The 26119-nt window shown below is 40.9% G+C and carries 23 protein-coding genes and 2 tRNA genes; 17 read left to right on the forward strand and 8 right to left on the reverse strand.

Going from position 1 to position 26119, the window contains the following annotated elements; genetic code table 11:
- Positions 1–66: 66 nt before the first annotated feature.
- From MUS1_RS13720 to sthA, 9 genes are all read left to right on the forward strand, one after another.
- On the forward strand, positions 67–1404 hold the full coding sequence (locus tag MUS1_RS13720; protein ID WP_036163523.1) for a Na(+)-translocating NADH-quinone reductase subunit A: 1338 nt from the start codon (positions 67–69) through the stop codon (positions 1402–1404).
- 3 nt (positions 1405–1407) lie between these two features.
- Complete coding sequence (locus tag MUS1_RS13725) at positions 1408–2604, forward strand: NADH:ubiquinone reductase (Na(+)-transporting) subunit B (RefSeq protein WP_036163486.1); 1197 nt, start codon at positions 1408–1410, stop codon at positions 2602–2604.
- A complete protein-coding gene (locus MUS1_RS13730; protein WP_036163487.1) occupies positions 2597–3397 on the forward strand; it encodes a Na(+)-translocating NADH-quinone reductase subunit C in 801 nt (266 codons plus the stop codon). The genes MUS1_RS13725 and MUS1_RS13730 overlap by 8 nt, the downstream gene beginning before the upstream one ends.
- Complete coding sequence (locus tag MUS1_RS13735; RefSeq protein WP_036163488.1) at positions 3397–4059, forward strand: NADH:ubiquinone reductase (Na(+)-transporting) subunit D; 663 nt, start codon at positions 3397–3399, stop codon at positions 4057–4059. Before MUS1_RS13730 ends, MUS1_RS13735 begins: the two co-directional genes overlap by 1 nt.
- Positions 4060–4668 carry an NADH:ubiquinone reductase (Na(+)-transporting) subunit E gene (nqrE, locus tag MUS1_RS13740; RefSeq protein WP_036163489.1) on the forward strand — a complete coding sequence of 203 codons (609 nt, stop codon included), beginning with the start codon at positions 4060–4062 and terminating at the stop codon, positions 4666–4668.
- 42 nt (positions 4669–4710) lie between these two features.
- On the forward strand, positions 4711–5937 hold the full coding sequence (gene nqrF, locus MUS1_RS13745; protein WP_036163490.1) for an NADH:ubiquinone reductase (Na(+)-transporting) subunit F: 1227 nt from the start codon (positions 4711–4713) through the stop codon (positions 5935–5937).
- Positions 5938–6033: 96 nt separating this feature from the next.
- Entirely contained in the window at positions 6034–7047 is a 1014-nt protein-coding gene (locus tag MUS1_RS13750; RefSeq protein WP_036163491.1) for an FAD:protein FMN transferase, read from the forward strand.
- Positions 7048–7077: 30 nt separating this feature from the next.
- Positions 7078–7311 (forward strand): (Na+)-NQR maturation NqrM, encoded by a 234-nt coding sequence (gene nqrM, locus MUS1_RS13755; RefSeq protein ID WP_036163492.1) that lies wholly within the window; start codon positions 7078–7080, stop codon positions 7309–7311.
- 20 nt (positions 7312–7331) lie between these two features.
- Positions 7332–8726: a Si-specific NAD(P)(+) transhydrogenase gene (gene sthA / locus MUS1_RS13760; protein ID WP_036163493.1), complete on the forward strand. Its 1395-nt coding sequence runs from the start codon at positions 7332–7334 to the stop codon at positions 8724–8726.
- An 88-nt stretch (positions 8727–8814) separates the two neighbouring features.
- Here sthA and MUS1_RS13765 read toward each other — a convergent pair whose 3' ends face one another.
- Both MUS1_RS13765 and MUS1_RS13770 read right to left on the reverse strand, forming a co-directional pair.
- Entirely contained in the window at positions 8815–9366 is a 552-nt protein-coding gene (locus tag MUS1_RS13765; RefSeq protein WP_036163494.1) for a hypoxanthine-guanine phosphoribosyltransferase, read from the reverse strand.
- A 54-nt stretch (positions 9367–9420) separates the two neighbouring features.
- Positions 9421–10245 carry a YihY family inner membrane protein gene (locus MUS1_RS13770; protein WP_036163496.1) on the reverse strand — a complete coding sequence of 275 codons (825 nt, stop codon included), beginning with the start codon at positions 10243–10245 and terminating at the stop codon, positions 9421–9423.
- Between the two features lie 338 nt (positions 10246–10583).
- On the opposite strand from MUS1_RS13770, the gene MUS1_RS13775 reads away from it, so the two are divergent.
- The 8 genes from MUS1_RS13775 to MUS1_RS13810 all read left to right on the forward strand — a co-directional run bounded on the left by MUS1_RS13775 (position 10584) and on the right by MUS1_RS13810 (position 19124).
- A tRNA-Arg gene (locus tag MUS1_RS13775) sits at positions 10584–10660 on the forward strand.
- A gap of 119 nt (positions 10661–10779) precedes the next feature.
- Positions 10780–12105 (forward strand): trigger factor, encoded by a 1326-nt coding sequence (gene tig / locus MUS1_RS13780; RefSeq protein ID WP_036163498.1) that lies wholly within the window; start codon positions 10780–10782, stop codon positions 12103–12105.
- A 99-nt stretch (positions 12106–12204) separates the two neighbouring features.
- Positions 12205–12837, forward strand: coding sequence for an ATP-dependent Clp endopeptidase proteolytic subunit ClpP (clpP, locus tag MUS1_RS13785; protein WP_051436295.1), 633 nt, complete (start codon positions 12205–12207; stop codon positions 12835–12837).
- A 16-nt stretch (positions 12838–12853) separates the two neighbouring features.
- Positions 12854–14134, forward strand: coding sequence for an ATP-dependent protease ATP-binding subunit ClpX (gene clpX, locus MUS1_RS13790; protein ID WP_036163499.1), 1281 nt, complete (start codon positions 12854–12856; stop codon positions 14132–14134).
- A gap of 212 nt (positions 14135–14346) precedes the next feature.
- Positions 14347–16740: an endopeptidase La gene (gene lon / locus MUS1_RS13795; protein WP_036163500.1), complete on the forward strand. Its 2394-nt coding sequence runs from the start codon at positions 14347–14349 to the stop codon at positions 16738–16740.
- Positions 16741–16864: 124 nt separating this feature from the next.
- Positions 16865–17137, forward strand: a complete 273-nt coding sequence (locus MUS1_RS13800; RefSeq protein WP_036163501.1) for an HU family DNA-binding protein — start codon at positions 16865–16867, stop codon at positions 17135–17137.
- 7 nt (positions 17138–17144) lie between these two features.
- Positions 17145–17221, forward strand: a tRNA-Asp gene (locus MUS1_RS13805).
- 76 nt (positions 17222–17297) lie between these two features.
- Entirely contained in the window at positions 17298–19124 is a 1827-nt protein-coding gene (locus MUS1_RS13810; RefSeq protein ID WP_036163502.1) for a SurA N-terminal domain-containing protein, read from the forward strand.
- Positions 19125–19206: 82 nt separating this feature from the next.
- On the opposite strand, the gene MUS1_RS13815 is transcribed toward MUS1_RS13810, so the two are convergent.
- Genes MUS1_RS13815 through MUS1_RS13840 form a run of 6 tightly spaced genes read right to left on the reverse strand, consistent with a single transcriptional unit; the run spans position 19207 to position 26116 of the window.
- Entirely contained in the window at positions 19207–20130 is a 924-nt protein-coding gene (locus MUS1_RS13815; RefSeq protein ID WP_036163504.1) for a Dyp-type peroxidase, read from the reverse strand.
- Between the two features lie 25 nt (positions 20131–20155).
- Positions 20156–21985, reverse strand: coding sequence for a BatD family protein (locus MUS1_RS13820; RefSeq protein ID WP_036163505.1), 1830 nt, complete (start codon positions 21983–21985; stop codon positions 20156–20158).
- Positions 21979–23733 (reverse strand): VWA domain-containing protein, encoded by a 1755-nt coding sequence (locus MUS1_RS13825; RefSeq protein WP_036163507.1) that lies wholly within the window; start codon positions 23731–23733, stop codon positions 21979–21981. Before MUS1_RS13825 ends, MUS1_RS13820 begins: the two co-directional genes overlap by 7 nt.
- A complete protein-coding gene (locus tag MUS1_RS13830; RefSeq protein WP_036163509.1) occupies positions 23720–24727 on the reverse strand; it encodes a VWA domain-containing protein in 1008 nt (335 codons plus the stop codon). The genes MUS1_RS13825 and MUS1_RS13830 overlap by 14 nt, the downstream gene beginning before the upstream one ends.
- A complete protein-coding gene (locus MUS1_RS13835) occupies positions 24720–25205 on the reverse strand; it encodes a DUF4381 family protein (protein WP_036163510.1) in 486 nt (161 codons plus the stop codon). Before MUS1_RS13835 ends, MUS1_RS13830 begins: the two co-directional genes overlap by 8 nt.
- A complete protein-coding gene (locus MUS1_RS13840; protein ID WP_036163512.1) occupies positions 25205–26116 on the reverse strand; it encodes a DUF58 domain-containing protein in 912 nt (303 codons plus the stop codon). Before MUS1_RS13840 ends, MUS1_RS13835 begins: the two co-directional genes overlap by 1 nt.
- Between the last annotated feature and the right edge of the window lie 3 nt (positions 26117–26119).

Here is a 26119-nt window from a genome sequence, read left to right on the forward strand (position 1 = left end):
TCCCGGAGGGGGGTGCAAGCACTGCGCATTACGCTTTTGTCTTCAATTTATTGTTGGGCAGAACATATGTATAAAATTACAAAAGGCCTAAATCTACCGATCTCCGGCGCTCCTAACCAGGCGATTGAGAGTGCAGTTGCAGTGAAACATGTTGCTGTTATCGGTCCTGACTACCATGGTATGAAACCTACTATGCTGGTTCAGGAAGGAGATAAGGTTAAAAAAGGTCAAGCTATCTTTACAGACAAGAAAACGGAAGGTGTAAAGTATACCGCTCCTGCTTCTGGTGTAATCTCCGCTATTAATCGTGGCGAAAGACGTGTTTTTCAATCTGTTGTTATTCGTATTGAAGGAACCGACGCTGAAACGTTTGCGGCTTATTCAGGATCAGAGTTGAAGTCCTTAGAGCGCAGCAAGGTTGTAGAGAATCTAGTTGATTCTGGATTATGGACGGCTTTTCGTACGCGCCCATTTTCAAAGGTGCCTGAAGTAGCGTCAGCGCCAAATTCTATTTTTGTTACCGCGATGGATACGAATCCATTAGCTGCCTCCCCTGAAATTGTATTAGCAGAGCAGGCTGAAGCATTTGCTGATGGTCTTACTGTTTTAACTCGTTTGACTGAAGGTGAGGTGTTTCTTTGCAAGGCGCCTGGTACAAAAATTCCAACTGTTTCTGATGTGACTGTGGAAGAGTTTGCTGGAGTACATCCTGCTGGTCTTACTGGTACGCATATTCATTTCCTTGATCCAGTAAGTGATAAGAAAACAGTTTGGTCTATTAATTACCAAGATGTTGTTTCTGTCGGTAAACTTTTTGTGACTGGTGAACTTGATGTCGAGCGTGTTGTTGCTTTGGCTGGCCCTCAAGTTAAGAACCCACGTTTAGTTCGTACTCAAGTTGGCGCTAGTCTAGAAGATTTGATTGCTAATGAGTTGTCTGAAGGTGAAAGTCGTGTCATTTCTGGCTCTGTTCTTTCTGGTCGTAATGCTTTTGGTCCTTTTGCCTATTTGGGACGTTATCATACTCAAGTGTCCGTCTTGCTTGAAGGTCGTGAGCGCCAAATGATGCATTATCTTCGTGCCGGTGTAGAAAAACACTCCACGATGAATGTGTTTTTGTCAAAGCTGACAGGTAAAAAATCATTTGATATGTCGACTACAACTAATGGTAGTGATCGTACAATGTTGCCGCTTGGTAACTTTGAACGACTTATGCCGCTAGATATCTTGCCAACACAGTTACTGCGTGCCTTGGTTGTAAATGATACTGAGCAAGCACAGAAACTTGGTGCACTTGAACTAGATGATGAAGATTTGGCTTTATGTACTTACAGCTGTTCAGGTAAGTTCGAATATGGCCCGATCCTTCGGGATTGTCTGACTCTAATAGAGAGAGAGGGTTAATTCATGGGTCTTAGAAAAGTACTCGATAAAATAGAACCTGAGTTTCATACAGGTGGAAAATACGAAAAGTGGTATGCGCTTTTCGAAGCGGTAGACACTATTTTTTACCGTCCAAGTTCTGTTACCAAAAATGGCTCTCATGTCCGTGATGCAGTTGATATGAAGCGCATCATGATTTTAGTCTGGATGTGTACCTTCCCAGCTATGTTTTTTGGTATGTATAACATTGGCTTTCAAGCGAATAGTGCAATAGATGTAATGGGCGTTTCTGCTCCTGATACTTGGCGTCATGCTGTTATTGGAGAATTAACAAACTATGATGCTTCTAGCATTTGGGACAATATGATTTACGGCGCAATGTACTTTTTGCCTGTGTATCTTGTCACATTTGCAGTCGGTGGTTTTTGGGAAGTTCTGTTTGCTTCTGTGCGTAAGCATGAAGTAAATGAAGGTTTTTTTGTTACCTCTATCTTGTTTGCACTTTCCTTACCAGCAACGGTTCCTTTGTGGCAGGTTGCGCTAGGTATTACCTTTGGTGTTGTGTTGGCTAAAGAAGTATTTGGTGGGACAGGTAAAAACTTCCTTAACCCCGCCCTTGCTGGTCGTGCTTTCTTGTTCTTTGCTTACCCAGCTTCAATGTCTGGTGATGCAGTTTGGACGGCGATTGACGGTTTTTCTGGCGCAACAGCATTGAGTCAATTGGCTGCTGATGGCGTTGCTGGTTTAACTGTTGTTTGGCAAGATGCCTTCTTTGGTTTTATTCAAGGATCTATGGGTGAAACATCGACTCTTGCAATCTTGATCGGTGGTGGTGCTCTGCTAGTGATGCGTATTGCTGCTTGGCGTATCGTGGCTGGTGTGTTCCTGGGTATGGTTGTAACCTCTTCACTATTCAATATGATTGGTTCTGAGACGAACCCAATGTTCTCTACGCCTTGGTACTGGCACCTTGTTTTAGGTGGCTTTGCATTCGGTATGATGTACATGGCAACAGATCCAGTGTCAGCTTCTATGACGAGCCGTGGTAAATGGTTCTATGGTGCTTTGATTGGTGTCATGGTCGTTCTGATTCGTGTAGTTAACCCAGCGTATCCAGAAGGTATGATGTTGGCGATTTTGTTTGCGAACTTATTTGCGCCCTTCATTGATCACTTTATTGTTCAAGCGAACATTAAACGGAGGATTGCACGCAATGGCTAGCAATAACGATAGTATTCAAAAAACCATTTTGGTTGCTTTGGCTCTATGTCTAGTGTGTTCTATATTCGTTGCAGCGGCAGCGGTAGGTTTAAAGCCAATACAGAATGCCAATAAAGATTTAGACCGTAAGCGAAATATTTTATCTGCTGCAAATATGCTGGATGCTAATACATCAGTTGATGCGGTGTTTGAAACAATTGAAACACGCATTGTGAATTTGCAAACTGGTGCTTTTGCAACACAGGCTGAATTAGATGAGGCGGGTATTACACCGGCAACTTATGATCAGCAAGCGGCTGCGAAAGACCCTCAGTTGTCTGTCGCGCTTGCGGGCTCGGAAGATCCTGCAAGTATTAAACGTCGTGCAAAGTTTGCGCCTGTTTATTTAGTGAAGTCTGATACTGGTATTGATCGCGTTATCCTTCCTGTTCATGGATACGGATTGTGGTCAACCATGTATGGATTTATCGCACTAGAAGATGACTTTGATACTGTTATCGGTTTTGGCTTCTATGATCAAGGTGAAACACCTGGATTGGGCGGTGAAGTAGATAACCCTAACTGGAAAGCATTGTGGAAAGGTAAGCAAGTCTATAATGACCAAGGTGAAGCCGTTATTCAGCTTGCTAAAGGTGGTGTAGACAGCTCTGATCCACAAGCGATTCATAAAGTAGATGGATTGTCTGGTGCCACATTAACAAGTCGTGGTGTCACAAATCTTGTTCAATACTGGTTGGGTAAAGAAGGGTTCGCTCCTTTCTTATCAACACTTCGCAGTGAAGGAGCTCAATAATGTCTAATGTGAAACAAGTCCTTTTTGGGCCAATTCTTGCGAACAACCCGATTGCTTTGCAAATTTTGGGTATTTGTTCTGCCTTAGCGGTAACAAGTAGTTTAAGTGTTAGTTTGGTAATGGCGATTGCGCTTACCTTGGTAACGGCTTTTTCTAGTTTTTTTATTGCTATCATTCGTAACCATATCCCGAACAGTATCCGTATCATTGTACAAATGATCATTATTGCCTCTTTGGTTATCGTGGTTGATCAAATATTAAAAGCCTTCGCTTTTGAAATCAGTAAGCAGCTTTCTGTTTTCGTTGGTTTGATTATTACCAACTGTATCGTTATGGGTCGTGCTGAAGCCTTCGCCATGAAAAACGGTCCAGTAATGAGCTTTCTGGATGGTATCGGTAATGGCTTAGGTTATAGTGTGATGTTGATCATTGTTGCTATTTTCCGTGAGTTATTAGGTGCAGGTAAACTGTTTGGTATTGAGATATTTGCTACTGTTCAGAACGGTGGTTGGTATCAGCCAAATGGTTTGATGTTGTTACCACCGAGTGCGTTCTTTGTTATTGGTTTGGTTATTTGGGCGCTACGTGCTTATAAGACAGATCAAGTGGAAGAGCCGGACTTTAAAATTGCTGCGAATTCACGTGCTCAGGAGGCGTTATAAATGGAACATTATATAAGTCTATTTATTAAGGCTGTTTTCGTTGAAAACATGGCTTTGGCCTTTTTCCTAGGTATGTGTACTTTCTTGGCTTTGTCTAAGAAAGTAGAGACAGCGATTGGTTTAGGTATTGCTGTTGTTGTTGTGTTGGCGATCACGGTTCCTTTGAACAACTTGTTGTATCAAAACCTTTTAGTTGATGGTGCATTAGAGTGGGCAGGATTACCTGGCGTTGATCTTAGCTTCCTAGGTTTGTTGAGTTACATCGGTGTTATTGCCGCTGTTGTTCAAATATTAGAGATGACATTGGATAAATACATGCCGGCGCTATATAACGCGTTGGGCGTATTCTTACCCCTTATCACTGTAAACTGCGCGATCATGGGTGCGTCTTTGTTCATGGTTGAGCGTGATTACAACTTCAGTGAAAGTGTTGTGTACGGTGTAGGTGCTGGTGTTGGTTGGGCGCTTGCTATTGCAGCGCTTGCTGGTATTCGGGAGAAGCTTAAATATTCAGATGTTCCTGCAGGTTTACGTGGTCTAGGTATCACGTTCATCACTGTCGGTCTAATGAGTTTGGGCTTTATGTCATTTTCTGGTGTGCAGCTTTAATTTGCTGTTCAGTGGGACAACCAAGAATAAGGTTTAACTAACATGGTCAACTTAGAGATTATTCTGGGTGTGGTGATGTTCACAGCTATCGTACTTGCGCTAGTGGCAATTATCCTTGCTGCACGTGCTCGTTTGGTAAGTACTGGTGACGTTACAATTCGCATCAATGGTGAAAAAGAAGTGATTGCTCCAGCTGGTGGTAAATTACTTCAAACTTTGGCAAACAGTGGGGTTTTCCTATCATCCGCATGTGGTGGTGGTGGTACTTGTGCCCAGTGTAAGTGTAAAGTGACAAGCGGTGGTGGCTCTATGCTATCTACAGAGCAGTCTCATTTTACTCGTCGAGATGAAAAAGAAGGTTACCGTCTGTCTTGTCAGGTTGCTGTAAAGCAAGATATGGATGTAGAAGTACCTGAAGAAGTGTTTGGTGTTAAAGCTTGGGAATGTACTGTTGAGTCAAATCCTAACGTAGCAACTTTCATTAAAGAGCTTACGTTGAAATTGCCTGAAGGCGAGAATGTTGACTTCCGTGCCGGTGGTTATGTTCAGCTTGAAGCGCCTGCTCATACAGTGCATTACAAAGATTTTGATATCGAAGAAGAATATCGTGGTGATTGGGATCACTTTAATCTTTGGAAGTTTACTTCTAAGGTTGATGAGACCGTTATTCGTGCTTATTCAATGGCCAATTACCCAGAAGAAAAAGGCTTGGTTAAGTTTAATATTCGTATTGCTTCGCCACCTCCGGGTAAAGATGATCTACCTCCAGGTCAGATGTCTTCTTATGTCTTTAGCTTGAAACCAGGTGATAAGATTAAAGTATATGGTCCTTTTGGTGAGTTCTTCGCTAAAGATACCGATGCTGAGATGGTGTTTGTTGGTGGTGGTGCAGGTATGGCGCCAATGCGCTCTCATATCTTCGATCAGCTTAAACGTCTAAATTCGAAGCGCAAAATTAGCTTCTGGTATGGTGCTCGTAGTGTGCGTGAAGCATTCTATACAGAAGAGTATGATTTACTTCAGAAAGAAAATGATAATTTTGAATGGCATTTAGCTTTGTCTGATCCGCAACCAGAAGATAACTGGGAAGGAAAAACTGGCTTTATTCATAATGTTCTTTATGAAAATTATCTTAAAGATCACCCAGCACCAGAAGATTGTGAGTTCTACATGTGTGGACCTCCAATGATGAATGCTTCAGTGATTAAAATGCTAGAAGATCTAGGTGTAGAAAAAGAAAACATCTTACTTGATGATTTCGGCGGCTAACACCTCAATAAAGACCCACCTTATGGTGGGTCTTTATTTTCTTGAGTCTTCATCTTCTTAGGTCTTTATTTGATCAAATAACTAAAAAGACTTTTTATGCGTAAAAAAATACTATTTTCAGCTTTTTTGATAATTTTTATTGCTGTGGTTTACCGCCTTTCCTCTTTTTCTCCTGAGTTGGTAAGCTTTTCTGGCCCTACAATGGGTACAACATATACCGTTAAGTTCTATACTACTGAGCAGGTTCATAATCCTTGGGCTTTGAAAGACGACGTCGATAACGTCTTGGTTAAAGTTAACCGATTAATGTCAACTTATGATCCAACTTCTGAACTTTCAGAATTTAATAAACTCCCTGCAGGTCAGTCGGCAGATATCAGTACAGACATGGCGCATGTCATTGATAAAGCTTTATTGATAAGTGAAATGACAGCGGGTGAATACGATGTGACAGTCGGACCTTTAGTGAATCTTTGGGGGTTTGGCCCAGGTGAGCGCGAAGATAAGGTACCAACTCAAGCTTCAATAGATGAAGCAAAAACACGTGTTGGATACGAATTTTTAACACTTAATAGTCGCCGTTTAACAAAAGAAAAAGACATTTATGTTGATTTGTCTTCTATTGCGAAAGGTTATGGTGTTGATGAGGTGGCAAGGGTGCTTCGTGAAAGAGGTGTCGAAAGTTATCTTGTTGAAGTGGGTGGGGAAATCTCATCTAAAGGAATGAAGCCAGATGGCTCGGCTTGGAAAATAGCCATTGAGAGTCCTGCTGGTGGCCATTCGATGGTAGAGCGTATTCTGTCTCTTGATGATGTTGCGATTGCGACATCGGGTGATTATCGGAATTATTTTGAAAAAAATGGTGTGCGTTATTCTCATACTATTAATCCAATTACAGGAAAGCCAATAACACACCGTTTGGTTTCTGTTACTGTTATTGATAAAACAGCCACTATGGCTGATGGATTGGCAACGGCGATTACGGTATTGGGCCCTGAGAAGGGTTTTGCGTTTGCCCGAGAAAATGGTATTGCAGCGTATTTATTGGTTAAAACAGATTTTGGTTTTGAAGAGCGTCCATCGGACGCATTTAAGTCTTATTTAAAGTAAGCGGAGTTTTCTGCTTTTAGGAGATATCTTATGTTAACGATTGTTTTAGCGTTTGCCTTGATGCTTTTGTTGGTTGCGGGCATGTCTGTTGGTGTACTGATGGGAAGAAAGCCTATTTCTGGTTCTTGTGGTGGCATGAGCTCTTTGGGAATGGAAGTGGCTTGTGATATTTGTGGCGGCGATAAAGGTAAGTGTGAAGAAGAAACGAAAAATGGTGCCGCGAAGAAAGTCTCTGACGACACGTTTTATGACGCATCCAAATAATTGAATTGAAAGAGGGTATTATGACAACGAGACATTATGATGTTGTGGTCTTAGGTACAGGACCAGCAGGGGAAGGTGCAGCGATGAGCGCTGCCAAAGCCGGAAAAAAAGTCGCTGTTATTGAGGCTAGTTCACAGGTTGGTGGTAGCTGTACACACTTAGGAACCATCCCTTCAAAAGCGTTGCGTCATGCTGTTAAAGAGATCATTGTTTTTAATACAAACCCTATGTTTCGTGATATTGGAGAGCCTCGTTGGTTTTCATTTCCTAAAGTATTGGATCGCGCAAACAAGGTTATTGATCAGCAAGTTGTAGGTCGTACTGAGTACTATGCGCGTAATCGGATCGATATTTACTTTGGTCGAGGTAAGTTTAAAGATGCCAATACGATAGAAGTAAATACTTATGAACAAGGGCCTGAGCTTCTTGTTGCAGATAAAGTGGTTATAGCAACAGGCTCTCGTCCATACCGTCCTGCTAATATCGATTTTTCACATCCTCGTATTTATTGTTCTGATACTATCCTTAGTTTAAGTCATACACCCAGATCTTTGATTATTTATGGTGCAGGCGTTATTGGTTGTGAATACGCTTCAATCTTTTGTGGTTTGGGGGTTCGAGTAGAATTGATCAACCCAGCGAAAAAATTATTGAGCTTCTTAGATGATGAAATCACCGATGCACTTAGTTATCACTTGCGTGATAGTGGTGTGTTGATTCGCCATAACGAAACCTACGATTCTGTTGAAACGACTGATCGTGGCGTTGTGATGCATATGGCGTCTGGTAAAAAATTACGAGCAGATGCTTTGTTGTTCTGTAATGGGCGCTCAGGTAATACAGATAATTTAGGATTAGAATCTATTAATTTAGAGGCGAATGGACGTGGGCAGCTTGCAGTTAATGATACTTATCAAACTCAAGTTGAGAATGTTTATGCAGCAGGTGATGTTATTGGTTGGCCTAGTTTAGCAAGCGCTGCGTATGATCAAGGTCGTGCGGTTGCTGCGAACATGTATGGTGCAGAAGGTGCCGAATTTATTAGTGAAGTACCAACTGGTATCTATACAATTCCTGAGATTAGTTCTGTTGGTAAAACTGAAGCTGAATTAACGACAGAAAAAGTCCCTTATGAAGTGGGACGTGCTTTCTTTAAGAATACGGCGCGAGCTCAAATTACCGGTGAAGCGGTAGGTATGCTCAAAATTCTTTTTCATAGAGAATCTTTGGAATTATTAGGTATTCACTGCTTTGGTGACCAAGCCTCAGAGATCGTTCATATCGGTCAGGCGATTATGAAGCAACCTGGTAAACAAAATACATTGAAGTACTTCTTAAATACGACGTTTAACTATCCAACAATGGCAGAGGCTTATCGAGTGGCTGCATTGAATGGTTTTAATCGGGTTTTTTAGCCTTTATTAGTACTATAAAAAACGCCTAATTTTTAATGAATTAGGCGTTTTTTTTGTTTCTTATATTTGAAAATTGTAAATGAGTAGATTAACTGCCTTTGATGGCGTAGATACCTTTTAGGTTACGGAAATAGCCTTTGTAGTCCATTCCATAGCCAAATAAGAAGCGATCAACAACATCTGTGCCTACGTAATCTGGCTGCATGTTGGTTTTACGGTCATGTAATTTATTGATGATAGTTGCTGTGTGGACGCTGCTTGTCCCTTGTTCTTCTAGCCATTTTTGAATGGCTTCAAGAGTGTGGCCCTGGTCAAAAATATCATCAACTACTAAAACGTGTCTGTTTTTAAGGCTTGTTTGTGGGTAACTAAGCCAATTTAGTTGGGTTCCCTCTGTTTCCATGCCGTAACGAGTAGCGTGGATATAATCTAGTTCTAAAGGGAAGTTTAGGCGCTCAATAAGAGCGGCTGTTGGAATTAGACCGCCATTCATAACGCAGAGAACAAGAGGGAGTTTATCACTAAGGTCTGCGGTGATCTGACTGGCCATTTTATCTAGGGCTTCATTGATTTTTGTTTCATCAACTAAGCAATCTGCTTCATCTAAAATTTTGTTTAGTTCGTTGATTGTGTTTGTCATGGTTAGCCCTGTTATAAGAAATTGGCGCGATTTTACATTAATCTTGACCAGATGCTAAGTTTTTATGTTGTGCAGTGTGGCGCAAAGACAAATTGAAGCGAGAACAATTAACCAAGATGTTTGTAGCCAAACAAGAAATATAGGTATTGCTGCAAATGCCCCATAGACAATTTGATAGCTGGTAAAAAATTGAGCAAATGAACCGAATAGGGTGTTAAGAATGTAAAGTCCTAGACTGCCAGCTAAAGCAGATATCGCTGCCCATTTTAGTGAAACGTCAGCATTTGGGGTTAAAAAATTTAAAGTGAGGAGCATTAGAAAATACAGTGTAATGGTTCCCAATTCTAGTAGATTGTTTAGCCAAAGGTGAGTGTCGGTATTTTGTATCTGCATGGATATTAATGTTCCGTACAGGCTTAATGATGTGGCAAAGAGAATAGGGCCAAGAGTAAGTATGGCCCAGTAAGTTAATAATCGCTCTCTGATTTTTCGTCTTATTTTGATTTCCCATATTGCTTGAACGCTGCTTTCAAAGCTATTGAGCAACAATAAAGCCGTTAGGAAAAGGGCAATTACTCCTGCGATGGGGAGGTTTTTTGTTTGTGTGGAAAATTTAATTAAGTATGGTAAAACTTCATCGCTTGAGCCTGGTGCAAGATGTTGTTCAATAAGCTGAAATAATTGGGTTTGCATTGCCTCTAAAGTGGGCGTGAAGCTCAAGATGCCAAGTATGATTGTAATAATCGGCACAGCAGCAAGTAAGCTTGATAGCGTTAATTGTGCTGCTCTCTGTGAAAGATTGCTATGTTTGAAGCGGGTAATGGTTAAATTTCCATATCGTTTAAAGATAAGATACAGATAAGTTAGGCGTTCAGGCATGTTTTTATCGCGTTATTGAGTAAAGCCCTACGATATCACAGCTTAAAATAGATTATAAAAACTTCTTCGTACTGCTTTTGTTATATGAATTGCACAAACACAGTGCAATGATTGTTTTTATGGTGCGTTTTGCTTGCAGTTACTCATCTTGACTTGTATTATTCGTCTTGTTCCTTTTGTGATATTTGTACTGAAGAGGCAGTGAAATTTAGCTGTTCTCGGTTCCTTAGTTGCAAATAGTCATTTTAGCCCAGTTTACTGGGCTTTTTTATGTCTATTGGTTGACGATTGCTATTCCATCCCTATAATAGCCCACCAAATGAAATGTAATGACATTAGTTCCGTTAGCTCAGTTGGATAGAGCAACCGCCTTCTAAGCGGTAGGTCACTGGTTCGAATCCAGTACGGAGCACCATTTCAGTCCATTACTTTAATTAAATTTTTATTAGGTCTTGTTGGCTGCAATTGAATGAATGTCTTGTTAATGACGAGAGATTGCCAACAAATTAAAGCAAGTTCCCGAGAGGAAGTTTTATGCAAGTTTCTGTAGAGACAACGTCTCCAATCGAGCGCGTTCTAACAATTAGTGTTCCAGCTGCCCGTGTTGACGAAAAAGTAAGTTCTGAAGTAGCGAAAACAGCGAAAACAATTCGTATCGATGGTTTTCGTAAAGGTAAAGTGCCTGTTAGTGTTGTGAAAAAACGCTATGGTCAAGGTATTCGTATGGATGCTGTTGAGCAGATCATGCGTGATGCTTATGTTGAGGCGATTCAAAAAGAATCAATCCAACCTGCTGGAATGCCTTCAATTGAACCAAAGAACTTCGCTGAAGGCGCTGATCTTGAGTTCGTTGTTAAAGTAGAAGTTTACCCAGAAGTTACTTTAGCTGATAACTCAGCGATCAAAGTTGAGCGTGTTATCTCTGATGTAACAGATGCTGATCTTGATGTTATGCTAGAAACTTTGCGTAAGCAAAATGCAGACTGGACTGCTGTTGAGCGTGCATCTGCTGATGGCGACCAAGTAACAATCGATTTTGTTGGCTATTTAGGCGATGAAGCGTTTGAAGGTGGTGCTGCACAGGATCATAAACTAGTGCTTGGTTCTAACACCATGATTCCTGGTTTTGAATCTGGCATTTTAGGCGCTAAAGTAGGTGAAGAGCGTACAATCTCTGTGACTTTCCCAGATGATTATCAAGCTGAGAACCTAAAAGGACAAGAAGCTAGCTTTAAGATCACTGTATCTGAAGTGGCAGAGCAAGTGCTTCCAGAATTGGATGATGCATTTGTTGAGAAATTCGGCCTAGAAGAAGCAACGATTGATGGTTTACGTGCAGAAGTACGTAAAAACATGGAGCGTGAGCTTAACCAAGCAGTTAAAGCTAAATTGAAAAATGCTTTGTTTGACGGTCTATTATCTATCAATGAAGTAGAAGTTCCTTCTGGTTTGATTGATCAAGAAGTTGATGCTCTGCGTAAGCAAGCGGCTAGTCAGTTTGGTGGTGAAGGTTTTGATGCTTCTCAGTTACCAGCTGAATTATTCCAAGACGAAGCGAAAAAACGCGCTAAACTTGGTTTGTTGATTTCTGAAGTGATCAAGAAAGAAGAATTAAAAGTTGATGATGATCGAGTTCGTGCTTTCTTAGAAGATATGGCTCAAGCTTATCAAGAACCACAGCAAGTTATCGATTTCTACTTGAAGAACAAAGAGCAACTATCTCAAGTGCAATCTGCTGTACTTGAAGAGCAAGTTGTTGATAAACTGTTAGAATCTGCTCAAGTTACTGAAGTAACTTTAGGGTATGAAGACGCTATCAAGCCAAATGCCCAAGCTGAAGAGGCTGGGGAAGAAGCATAAGACTCGTCTTATCTTTTTAAATAAGGTCGACATAGCATATGCTATGTCGGCTTTTTTGTTTTAAGGCTTTTTTAAAGGCTTTTTTTGAAGGAACACAGTATGAATTTAACGAACCCAACTACCGGTCCTGTTGCGATTACGAGCAATGGCCTTGTTCCAATGGTTATTGAGCAAACGGCTCGCGGAGAAAGGTCGTTCGATATTTATTCTCGCTTATTGAAAGAGCGAGTGATTTTCTTAGTTGGTCAAGTTGAAGACCATATGGCTAACTTAGTTGTGGCTCAGCTGTTGTTTTTAGAGTCAGAAAATCCAGATAAAGACATTCATTTATACATCAACTCTCCTGGTGGCTCTGTCACGGCGGGTATGTCTATTTATGATACTATGCAATTTATTAAGCCAGATGTTAGTACTATGTGTATCGGTCAGGCGGCAAGTATGGGTGCTTTGTTATTAACTGCAGGAGCTGCTGGTAAACGTTACTGTTTACCAAATTCACGCGTTATGATTCACCAGCCATTAGGCGGATATCAGGGGCAAGCTTCTGATATTGAAATTCATACACGTGAAATTTTAAGTATCAAGCATAAATTAAATGAAATTATATCTTCTCATACAGGTAAGCCTATTGAGCAAGTTGCCCTAGATACTGATCGTGATAACTTCATGAATCCAGAAACGGCAAAAGAGTATGGTTTGATTGATGAAATTCTGTTGAAACGAGAAGTTTAATAAAAGGGTGGAATAAATGTCGGATGATAATATTAACCGTGGCGACCACTCTGATCGGTTATTGTACTGTTCTTTTTGTGGAAAAAGTCAGGACGAAGTAAAGAAGCTTATTGCAGGTCCTTCAGTTTATATCTGCAATGAGTGCGTGGATTTATGTAACAACATTATTATTCAAGAATTGTCACAGCTTGATGCTGATAGTGAAGTCGACGATGAGTTGCCTACACCATCAAAGTTGAGTGCAGCACTTGATGATTATGTTATTGGTCAAGATAAAGCGAAACGAGTCTTGGCTGTTGCGGTTTATAATCACTACAAGCGACTTCGTCATCAAGGCAAAACAGATACGAGTATCGAGCTTGGCAAAAGTAATATTTTGCTAATTGGTCCTACAGGTAGTGGTAAAACATTGCTTGCTCAGACGCTTGCTCGTGTTCTTGATGTGCCTTTTACTATTGCAGATGCTACGACGTTAACAGAAGCCGGTTACGTTGGTGAAGATGTTGAAAACATCATTCAGAAATTACTGCAAAGCTGTGACTACGATGTTGATAAAGCGCAGCGTGGTATCGTTTATATTGATGAAATAGATAAGATTTCTAGAAAATCTGACAATCCATCTATTACTCGGGATGTATCTGGTGAAGGTGTGCAGCAAGCACTACTTAAGCTAATTGAAGGTACTGTTGCTTCTGTTCCTCCTCAGGGTGGTCGTAAGCATCCTCAGCAAGAATTTCTGCAGGTTGATACATCTAATATTCTGTTTATTTGTGGTGGTGCGTTCGCTGGTTTAGAGCGTGTTATCAGTGAAAGAACAGAGAAGAGCAGTATCGGTTTCTCTGCAAAAGTGAAAAGCAAAGACGAAGGTAAGTCCTTCTCTGAAGCAGTTCACCGTGTTGAGACAGAAGATTTGGTTAAATTTGGTCTGATTCCAGAATTTGTTGGTCGTTTGCCTGTAGTGGCAACGCTTTCAGAGCTTGATGAAGAGGCATTGATGACGATCTTGAGCCAACCTAAAAATGCATTGGTTAAACAGTATCAGCATTTGTTTGAGCTTGAAGGTGTTGATTTAGAGTTTACACCTGAGTCCTTGCGTGAAGCTGCTAAGTTGGCGCTAGAGCGTAAGACGGGTGCTCGTGGTTTGCGTAGTATTTTAGAATCTGCATTATTAGATTGTATGTACGAGCTGCCTACTCGTAATGACGTGTCTAAGGTTGTTATGGATGGTGCTTCTATTCGTGGTGAATCTGCGCCATTAATGGTGCTAGAAAAAGAAGACGTAGCGGAAAAAGCTTAATTCTTTATGAATTTTTTCTGAGCTATATAAAGCCGAATTTAAGTTTTATTACTTTTATTCGGCTTTTTTATTGAATTTTATAGCTATAGTTCCGTGTAAACTAAAATCAAATGCGTATTGCGCTTGTAATTTTGAGCTTCGCCCCTATCTCTTTTCTATTGAATATTGAAATTTAAAGTGCGTTTTTTACTGCGCCCAGATTGGAAAAAAATATGTCAGATTCTTTGCTCCTTCCAATGCTGCCACTTCGAGATGTGGTTGTGTATCCCCATATGGTGTTGCCGTTATTCGTTGGTCGCGCTAAATCCATTGCCGCATTAGAGTCTGCAATGGAAGGTGATAAATATGTTTTTCTTGTTGCTCAGCAAGACGCATCTAAAGATGATCCTAGCTTAGATGATCTTTACTCTATTGGTACAACAGCAAAAGTGATGCAATTACTACGTCTACCTGATGGCACTGTAAAGGTTTTGGTTGAAGGTGGTAAGCGCGCCCGATTGAATCGTATGGAAGACGCTGAAGGTTTTGTTTATGGAGAGGTTGTTGAACTGGACCTTCAAAGCGAAGACCAAACAGAGCATGGTGCTATTCGTAGTGCTTTGCTAAAACAATTGGATGAATACGTCGCTGGTAGCAAACGTATTCCTGCAGAGGTGGTAGCGTCGCTAAAATCTATAGATGATTTATCTAAGCTTATTGACAATATTACTGGCCACATGAGCTTGAAGTTAGAAGACAAGCAAAAAGTCTTAGAGATAGACTCATTAACAGGCCGAGGAGAGTATTTAATTGGCTTGATGGATGGTGAATTAGATATTGCCCATCTTGAAAAAAGTATTCGTAGTCGCGTTAAGAAACAAATGGAAAAGAGCCAGCGTGAGTACTATTTGAATGAACAAATGAAAGCCATTCAAAAAGAACTTGGCGATATGGAAGATGGTGGTAACGAGCTAGATTTACTTCAAGAAAAAATTGCTGAGGCCGGTATGTCGGAAGAAGCAAAAGAGAAAGCTGATGCAGAGTTGAAAAAATTACGAATGATGTCGCCTATGTCTGCAGAAGCAACGGTAGTTCGTGGTTATATTGATTGGTTGATTTGTCTACCTTGGAAAAAACGCAGTAAAGTTCGTAATGATTTGGCGTATGCAGAAAAGGTTTTGAATCAAGATCATTACGGTTTACAGGATGTTAAAGAGCGAATCTTAGAGTTTCTTGCTGTTCAGCAGCGAGTGAAGAAAGTGAAAGGTCCAGTTTTGTGTTTGGTTGGTCCTCCTGGTGTTGGTAAAACTTCTCTTGGTCAATCGATAGCAAAAGCGGTGAATCGCCAGTATGTGCGTATGGCTTTAGGTGGTGTGCGTGATGAGGCTGAAATTCGAGGTCACCGTCGTACTTATATAGGATCTATGCCGGGTAAATTGCTACAGAAGTTAGCCAAAGTAAAAGTTAAGAACCCGCTGTTTTTATTAGATGAAATCGACAAGATGGGGATGGATCAGCGCGGTGATCCTGCTTCAGCTTTATTGGAAGTTCTTGATCCTGAGCAAAACCATACCTTTAACGATCATTATCTTGAGGTGGATTATGATTTATCGGATGTGATGTTTATCTGTACTTCAAACAGTATGAATATTCCTGGTCCATTGCTTGATCGTATGGAAGTTATTCGAATTCCTGGTTACACGGAAGACGAAAAATTGAATATCGCTAAGCGTTATTTATTGCCTAAACAAATCAAATTGGCAGGTCTAAAAGAACTTGAGATACAGGTTTCTGATGACGCGCTCATGGATGTCATTCGCTACTACACAAGGGAAGCTGGTGTTCGTGGTTTAGAGCGAGAATTGAGTAAAATTTGTCGTCGAGTTGTTAAAAAGCAGGCGCTAAGTAAAGGAAAAACAGCAAAAGCGGTTGAGGTTACTGGTGCTAATTTGGAAGATTTTTCCGGTGTTCACAAATTTAGTTACGGAAAAGCAGAAGAAAAAAATCAAATTGGGCAGGTTACTGGTTTGGCTTGGACCTCTGTTGGTGGTGAATTGTTGACCATTGAAGCCGCTGGCGTTGTCGGTAAAGGTCGACATGTCAAGACAGGTTCTCTTGGTGATGTGATGCAAGAGTCTATTCAAGCTGCCTTAACCGTTGTCAGAAGTCGAGCAGTTGGACTAGGAATTGATGAAGATTTTCATGAAAAAACCGACCTTCATTTACATGTGCCTGAAGGTGCGACGCCAAAAGATGGGCCGAGTGCTGGTGTGGCTATGTGTGTTGCTATCGTATCGGTTCTAACTAAAATCCCTGTAAAGGCCTCTGTGGCAATGACTGGGGAGATTACGCTGCGCGGAGAGGTGCTACCTATAGGTGGTCTCAAAGAGAAGCTTCTGGCTGCTCACAGGGGTGGAATAAAAACAGTTATTATTCCACAAGAAAATGCTCGTGATTTGAAAGAGATTCCTGATAATATCAAGGCAGACATTGACGTCGTTCCTGTAAAATGGATTGATGAAGTGCTTGATATCGCTTTAGAATATATTCCTTCACCAAAAAAGGTAGAAACCTTACCTTCAAGTGAAAAAACAGTTGATGAACAAGAGACTGTAAGTCATCATTAAAGGCATATCCTGTGTTGACAGGGACTAGGTTGGGCTTGTATAACTTCTGGCTCGGTCATGTCGGTAGGTATTTTACTGATCCGAAAAATTTTATGGAAACACGAATTTACTGAAGGGGTACAACGTGAACAAATCTGAATTAATTGATGCTATCGCAGCGTCTGCTGATCTATCTAAAGCTTCTGCAAGCAACGCTCTTGATGCTACTTTAAAAACAATTGAAGCTGCGTTGGCAAAAGGTGACCAGGTTACACTAGTTGGTTTTGGTACTTTTGCAGTTAAAGAACGTGCGGCACGTACTGGCCGTAATCCTCAAACTGGTGAGGAAATCCAAATTAAAGCAGCGAAAGTTCCTGGCTTCAAAGCCGGTAAAGGTCTAAAAGACGCTGTAAACTAATGTTTTTGGAGCAGTAGTTCAGTTGGTTAGAATACCTGCCTGTCACGCAGGGGGTCGCGGGTTCGAGTCCCGTCTGTTCCGCCATTAGACACAAAAGGTGTATTCCAAGCGGAATGCACCTTTTTTATTGGACATTAAATTCATTCATTCGGAGGCAGTAATGCTCCAAGATATCAGAGATAAGTCACAAGGCATTGTGGTAAAGATCATAGTTGGTTTTATCGTTGTGACTTTTGCTCTATTCGGTGTAGATGCTTTAGTTAACAGCTTTACTTCATCAGATACTGTTGCTGAAGTTGATGGCGTTGAAATTACGCGTACTCAAGTTTTGCAAGGCGCTGAAACGCAACGTCGTCAGTTAATTTCATTAATGGGTGGGCAAATTAATCCGGCATTATTGGAAGATAATTTATTGCAACGCCGAGCTTTAGATGAATTGATTCAGCGTGCTGTTTTGGCGAATCAAGCTATAGAGTTAGGTCTAGGTGTTTCTGATGCTCAAGTTGATGCTTATTTATTACAGGCAGAGCAATTTCAAACTAACGGTCAATTTGACCAAAATAAATACCTTAATTTTGTCCGCTCTCTAAGTCTTACTCCGCTTTCTTTTAAAGAGCGTATTAAGCAAGATGTTTTAATTCAACAGCCTCGTAACGCGATTGCCGGCTCTGAATTTGTATTGCCTTATCAGGTAAACAATGTGTCTGAACTTCAGTCGCAAGAGAGATCTTACGACTATGTTTCTTTTTCTTTGGCTGATGAATCTGAAAGCACAAGCGTGTCTGATGATGAACTAAAGGCTTACTATGAAGCCAATAAAGAGAATTTCAAAACGCCTGAGCAAGTGAAGTTAAATTACGTTGTTGTTTCTAGTTCTGATTTTTATAACGATGTAAATGTGACTGATGCAGAATTACAAGATGCTTATATCGCTTCTACTTCTGCATTAGGGCAAGAAGAAAGATCGGCTGCTCATATTCAGATTGATACATCTGATAAAAGCGATGAGGATGCTCAGAACGTCATTGAAGAAATTCAAGCTAAATTGAATGCTGGTGAAAGCTTCTCTGATTTAGCGGCACAATACTCTGATGATATTGGTTCAAAAAATGATGGAGGTAATCTGGGTTACCTTACTAAAGGTACGATTGACGAAGATTTTGACGACACTTTATTTTCAATGAAAGTGGGTGATGTTAAATCGGTTAAGAGTCAATTTGGCTATCATTTGATTAAACTGAATGAAATTGTGAAATCGGATGCGCCAAGCTTTGCATCTAAAGAAGCAGAGTTAAGACAGCAATTGCTTGAAGTAAAAGCAAGAGATGCCTTATTAACGGCTCATGAAGACATTACAGACCTTGCTTACGCAAGTGATACATTGAACGCTATTGCTAAAGAATATGGCGTAGATGTACTTCAAAGTGCTTATTTTGGTCGTGATGGTGGTACTGATGACATTACTGGTAATGCGGTTGTGATTGCTGCTGCGTTTGATGTTTCTGTCTTGGAAGATAATCAAAATAGTAATTTAATTGAGTTAAGTGATGATCAAGTTGCTGTTGTTCATTTAAATGATCATAAGCCAGAGTCTTTCCAGACATACGATGAAACGAAAGAACAAGTTACGTCGATCGTTGTGCAGAATAAAGCCTTAGAGTCACTTAAAGCTAAAGCTGAAATCGCAAAAGATTCTCAGAGTATAGTTTGGTCTTCTGTAGAAAGTGCTAAGCGCGGTCAAGATGAATTAACGTCTTTGGCTTTCTCATTGGCTCACCCTCAAGAAGGCGTGCCAGTCGTTGAGGTGAAAGGGCTTTCTAACGGTGACTTGGCTTTGATTCGATTAAATAAGGTAAGCACTGGTTCAGAAGAGGTTCCTGAAGATCAACAACTTGCCTACGAGCAATACTTGAATCAAATTCAAGCGACGTTGAGTACAGAAGGGCAGCAAAACTTTTTAACCGGTAAGGCAGATATTGAGCGATAAGCTAGATATTTGTTTTATAAAAAAAGCCACTCGTTGAGTGGCTTTTTTTTGCTTTAAAGTTTGGTAAAGAAGCGTTTTTCAATCACTTGCTTGATAGGCTTTTTAGCCACTCGATAGCGGGGACGAAAAACGCTTGTCCTGTTTTAGCACTTGTGTATTTCATTAAATGATCTGTGTTGCCGTGCTCATCACCTTTTACCATGCTTTCTAGCATGAGATTGAAAATCGTAGGTGTTTTACTGTAACTGGCAAACATTAAGCCTTTTTCAGTTAAAGAAGCATAAGGGATGCTCTGACGAAGAATTTCCATAGAGCGTCCGTTTTCATCTTTTAAGGAAGTTCGTTTCGTGTGTGCATGTACAGACTTTTCTGAAGAGGCGTATTCTTCGTTGTCTTCTTTAGTGCGGCCGTAAGTGTCTTCTTGGGTTTTCAGGTCTTGCTTTTCCCATTTACTTAAGTCGTGAACAAAGCGCATCAGATTGAAATAAGAGCCGTCTTTAAAGTTTGGATCTTCTTCTCCTACAAGAGCAACGCTTTTACGATTTTCACCTTCTGGATTTTCTGTGCCATCAACAAACCCAGTTAAATCTCTGTTATCAAGATATTTGAAGCAATTCACTTCTTCTACAAGAGATATGCTATCAGAAAATGCTGAATAAAGAGCATTTCCTAATTCGTATGTCGCATCGCGGCGAGAAGATCGGATGTGCAAGACAAGGTCTACATCTGTTGGTTCTATTTCTACTTCTTTGCCTTTAATGTGTGGAAAAGGAGAAAGGTGGATTGGGCGCTTTTCATCAAGTTTATCCCACGCTTGGCTGCTGATGCCGATTGTCGCATGTAAGCTTGCATCAGGGAATTGGCTTTGAATATCCGAAATCAGCTTAGGTGTCGCCGCTAATGTGTCTTTTATTTTATTGATCTTCGACGAATTAATATTTAGCGTAATAAAAAGAGCATCACTTGATGCTTCTGGAATAATGCCCGACTGAAATGATGTCATCATGAAGATCCTTTTATTAATCTCTATTTTAAAAATTTGGGTAAAGTGTTTTTAGTTGGCTTTCTTGAGACGGTTTTTCTTGTCCACTGGTGTATTCTTCTAGTGCATCGGCAAGAGGTTTACCTTGCCATTCATGAATAGGGTTATTTGAGTAAAGCATAAGCTCAGCTTCCATCAATAGTTGTGTGACTTGAACAGAAGTAAGTCGTTTGATGTCATCTACACTATGGATTTCGTTATCTCCCCAGCGATGGCGAGCCCATTCTAGAAGGCACGGTCTTAGTGTTGAAAGGCTGTTTTGCTGGCAAGATTCTAGTAATGCAATGTAAGCGCTCTGTTCGTCTTGAGTGCTAAGTGGTGCAAACTCTTGCAAGGTTGGAACGCTAGCTTCGGACTCAGGCAATGGTTTCTTTTTCTTGAGCCAAATAGCGAGCCAAAGACCTAACATAGACAAGGCAATCGCGAGCAGTCCTGCGATGAGATAATGGCGTAATGAAAAGCCATCATCAGAGCTATTCATAACTATTTCTATATTGTTTGGAGCTGTTGTCGTATCGACCGTTTTTTTCGCTAAAGAAATGGGTGCAACAGATCTTGGTTGCGCCGGAAGCGGATCGCTAATCGTTTTTTTGTTTACTTCTGTATTCTCTGTTGTTTTGTCGTCTTCGCCAGAACTGTTCGGCAAGGGTCCAATCGTGATGTCTGCGGTTGAAGCATTGGCATTACGGATGGCTCTTTTTTCAGTGTCCCAATAGGCAATATTTATGTCAGGAAGAGACAGGGTGCCTTCTTCTGTTGGCACCACTTCAACGCTAATGGTTTGGTTGCCAGTAACACCATTCGATGTTTTTTGATTGCTAAATTGAGGTGGCTTTGGATATAGCTTGTAGTTACGAGTGCTATTAAAATCCAAAGTAGGGATTTGCTCAGGAAGCGCACCTTTTGCCTTTATGTCGATTGTCCAAATAAGCGTGTCTCCAATTCTAGGAGCATCACTGGTTTTTTCTAATTTAGTCGATACTGTGACGTTTGAGCTAGGTAGCCATACATCACTGGAATAGCTAGCTGGGATGGGCAGTACTTGAAGATTGAGAGGCTCACTTTGAACCTTAATCATTCTTCTGCCAGTGGATGTATTTATCATCGCTTGTATAGTTTGTGGCGGTACGGTGAGAACACCACTGCGCTGCGGGAAGGCTAAATATTCTCGTGTAATTACCTGATATTGCGTACCATTAATGGTTTGATAATTTACTTGATCATCAATTAATCTTTCAATGACAAGGTCAGGGTGAGATGGCGCGGAGCGATTTGCATTTTGTAAGGCGACAGAAGTGTAGAGTTCCACACTCAAAATGACTTCTTGTTGTAAATAAGGCTCTACTTCAGACACTTCTGTTTTCATAATAACAGGAGGGTTGCCGTTACCGTCTAATAACTGTGGTGAGCTTTTTACTGTTAATCTAATAGGTTGAGACTCATGGTTACCTATTTTAATCGGCGGAATCTCTACGGATCCCACTGATTTTGGCATTAACGAAACTACCCAGAAATTCAAGGCAGTGCTTGTCCCTAAATTGAAACTAAATTGACTGTTTTGGCTTTTGCCTAATACATCGAAATCACGTTGTAATGGTGTTAAATCTGGGCCACTTCCAGTGTCTGAAAAGTCTGCTCGTAACGTTAATTGCACAACTTCATTTTCGGTTGTGACATTTTTATTGAGAGATGCTGTAACACTTGCCGCGTGGAGAGAGCTAGAGAGTGAAATAGAAAGCAATATGGTCATCAAAAAAGAAAGTAAACGTATAGGCTGACTTCTCTGTATGAATAAATAGAAAAATTGCTTTATTACCATGGGTTTGGCCTATCCTCTTGGGTAAATTGACTTTCGTTGCGTTTTTCTTGGTGCAGATACCAGAGTTTACGTTGCAGTAATAATCCAGGATCGTCTTGAATTTGTCTTAGCCATTGATTCAGAGCTTGGGCTTTTTCTTTGTCGAGAGTGCTTTCGGCCGCTTCTTTTGTTTTTGCGTCGTTTTCTGAATCATCTTTTTGCTTATTATCCTTCGGTGATTTCTCTTTGTCTTCTTTTTCGTTCTTTTTATTGTCTTTTTTTGATTCAGAAGGATCTTTTGACTCGTTTTTGTCATCAGGGTCTGATGGTTGCTCTTGTTTGTCTTGGTTCTCGTTTTGATTGTCGCCTTGGTTCTGATTTTGAGAGTCTTGGTTCTCTTTATTTTTTTGTTTGTTTTGCTCTTCTTCTTGTTTCTTCAAAAAATCGAGATTTTCTTTGGCGACGACAAGAGTCGAGTCTTGCTCTAATGCTTTTTCATAAGCTTCGATGGCTTTTTGTGTGTTTCCAGATAATGCAAAAGCATTGCCTAGGTTGTAGTTTTCAGAGGCATTCCTTTCAATGTTTTCAAGCGAATCTATGGTTGCTTGGTAGTTTTTTAAAGCGTAAGAGGAAGCCGCTTTCCAATCAGGTTGAGTGAAATACTGATCTGCTGTTTGCCAGTCGTCTTGGTCGGCCGCTTTTTGACCTTTTTGATCTGGGGTTAAAAACCAATCTAAAGGTGATGCAAAGGACTTTTCTGAAGGAAGAGTAAATACACCAACTAGCACTATAAATAACATGCCTCTTCTGAACTGAAATGCGAGCCAGAACAGAAACGGTAAGGCAAACCAGTGACCTTGTTCTTGCCAATGCATACTTTTGTTTTGAGATTTCTGAGTTTGCTGATTATCCAAGGATGCGTTAGTAATCTTATTGATATCATTTACGGTTAAACGACCTTGATAAAATTGACCTCCTAATGACTTGGTAAAGGCTTCTATATCATCGATAGGTGTTGTGGCGACAACGTTTCTTCCATTCTGTCTCATGATTTGACCATCAGGAAGCTTGATCACTGAAGCGTTTGGTGTTCCTACAGCGATCACATCAAGTTGTATGTTCGCTCCTTTCAGCAAAGAGGGGATTTGCTGTTTGTCTTGTTCGCTTAAATCATCGGTTAAAATAATAAGGTGTAAAGGGTTTGTTGTATCTTGATTAAGTGACAATGCAGTTTCAACACCACTGCTTAAATTACTGCCATACGAAGGCATAATGATAGGGTCGAGCGCTAACAGGAAGTGAGTAATGGTTTCTCTGTCTTGGCTAAAGGGGCTGATAACAAAACCCTCTCCAGCAAAAGCGATCAAGGCAATGTCACCTTCTTTTGTTTGCTCAAGGATATCTCGAACCGTTTGTTTCAGCTGTGTCTGACGGTTTGGCTGAATGTCCGTCGCATACATAGAAAGAGATTGATCGACGACCAGTACGGTTTTTTGTGTGCTTTCAAACATTTCTGTCGGAGCTTTTGTCCAGCTAATGCCAGCCAATCCAATCCAGCACAATATAATGGCCGTCAACCCTAACGATTTATTTGTATTGTTTGACGTGTTTTTGTATTCCAAATGTTTGAGCAGATTTGCGTCTACGGTTTTATCTAGTGCATTCTTTTGAGATGCCTTGGTATTGAGTAAAAAAGCAATCAATAAGGTGACTGGAATAAAAAATAACCAATAAGGTCGCTCAAAATGGATGAGATCAAACAGCATCATGAGAGCCTCCTTTACGCCAAATTACTTCTCTATTCGACAGTAATGCCAAACCAAGAAAAGCGATGGCGCCAAGGCCCAGCCAATGAAAAAGGCTGGTTAAAGGGCGCTGCCAAATGTCTTCTGCAGGGGTTGGTTCTAACGTGTCGAGTGTTTGATAAATCGCTCTCAGATCGTCAGTGCTCTTTGCTCGAAAATATTCGCCACCGGTTTGCGCTGCTATGTTTTTAAGTAGCGTTTCATCTAAATCGCTTGATGGATTGACGACCTTTGAGCCAAAAAAACTTTGTACTAACATGCTGTCAGCACCAATGCCGATAGTGTGTATGCGCACATCTTGTGAGGCGGCAAAGGTCGCGGCTTGTTCTGGTTGGACACGACCTGCGGTGTTGGCGCCATCTGTCATAAGAATTAAAACTTTTTTATCTGATGGCTTGTCTTCTAATCTTTTAATGCCTAATCCAATGGCATCCCCAATTGCGGTTTGTTCTCCGGCAAAGCCGATTTGTGCTTCTTGGACGAGTTGATTAATGGTCTTGGTATCGAAGCTAAGCGGGGCTTGTAAATAGGCTTTAGAGCCAAAGACAATGATGCCAATACGGTCGCCGCGACGTTCTTCAATGAAATCTGACAATACTGATTTTGCCGCTTCTAATCGGTTTGCTGACTGATTATTAAGTGCCATGTCTGCTACTTGCATGCTGCCAGACAAATCCAGTGCGATTAGCAAATCCCGTCCTGATGGGACAACTTTTGTCGGTTCGCCTAACCAAACTGGTTTTGTCATGGCCAGAACGAGTAAAACCCACGATAGAGCTAGACACAAAAAACCTAATTGAAAACGACCAGATGCTGCTTTCATATCTTGATTGTGAATCAATTGTTCGGTGTGCATCCACCAAATGCCATTTCCTTTTGGCTTAGCTTTTGGAAGAAAAATCATCGCCAAAGGAAGAGGGGTGAGAAGTAAAAACCAAGGCCAGGTTAATTCAAGCATGGTGCTTCCTTATCCAATAGCGTGTTGTTTTGATCATCGCACTTCGTTGTTCTGGTGTTAATTCAACACTGTGGCGATAAGGGCCATCAAAAAATGTGTCGCCCAATAAAGAAAATTGATATTTTTTTGGCATGGTTCGGTCTATTTTTTCCAACAGTAAGGTGCTGGGTAGGGCGGCCATTTCTGTTTTGTTTTCACTTATTAAGCAGCGACGAATAATTTCATGGCAAAGTAAGATGCATTCTTTGTCAGATAAATCATCGGTTGATTTTGTGACAGCTGTTAGAGCTTCACGACGATAGGTTCGTTTTTTATAACGTCGATAGCGATAAAAAATAAAGACACCAATAAGTAAAATAAGCAAAGCAAGAAGCAGCCAAGTCCACCAAACAGGTGGCCACATTGGTATGGATTGGGGCAGTAAATACGCTTCATTAGGCAAATTCATTGTTGTTGCCTGTGTTTGACCTGAAGGCATTAGCGTAATGCTCCTTGAGAAAGTAAATATCGAGCAATTTTTTCAGGAGATTCGGTCAAATCAAATAATTGATGACGAATGCCAATGGTGGCCAATTTTTTGCGCATTAACGTGTTTTGTTCAACGAAGGCTGTCTTAGCGTGTTCCATGGTTTTTTTGCTGATACTGACTCGCTGAATGCCATTTTGATCCGCCATTTGATATTGACCAACCGGCAAGTTATAAGCATTACTGTCAATGATTTGAATCCAATGAACAGAATTATGTCTAGCAAGTTGCATTAACGCGCTTTCTTCAACATCACTCCAACTCTGTTTATCTGTCAGTATAATGACATCTTTATTATGCGCCTTGGCAGTCAGTTGAGAGTGAGCCCAAACGCTGTTTTTCTTCATGTTTTGAGCTCTGTTTTCTAACAACGAGGCGTCTTGTAATTGATGAAGGAAGTTTGGAAGCATGCCTTGTTTGTTGCTAGCGTATTCTTTTTCGCCATAACTTAAACGGTAAGACAAGGTATCGCCTTGTTGTTTTGATCGCCACGCAATAATGCCTGCGAGCTGAATCAAGCGAGTTGAAATAAAGGTATGGCGAGTGCCAAAATAGGCATGGTTGGACAGATCAACTAGCAGTAACCTTTGATGGTCGTTCTCTTGAGCATAAAGCCGAGTATGCGCCTGACCTGTGCGAGCAGTAACACGCCAATCAATGTGTCTCAAATCGTCACTTGCTTGATAGGCACGAAGTTCTAGCATTTCCATGCCGTGGCCTTTTTGGCGAGATCGACGTTCGCCAGCGTTTATTGCAAAACGAATGGCTTTGGGGGCTCGCCCCAAATGTTTTGCATAATGGGCCAAGAGTGCAAAATGTGCTTCATCTAGCTCCGGTGAAACGGGAGAGAGTAGTGGACTCATGAT

Origin of the sequence: Marinomonas ushuaiensis DSM 15871 (assembly GCF_000521805.1) — a bacterium.
GTDB lineage: Bacteria > Pseudomonadota > Gammaproteobacteria > Pseudomonadales > Marinomonadaceae > Marinomonas > Marinomonas ushuaiensis.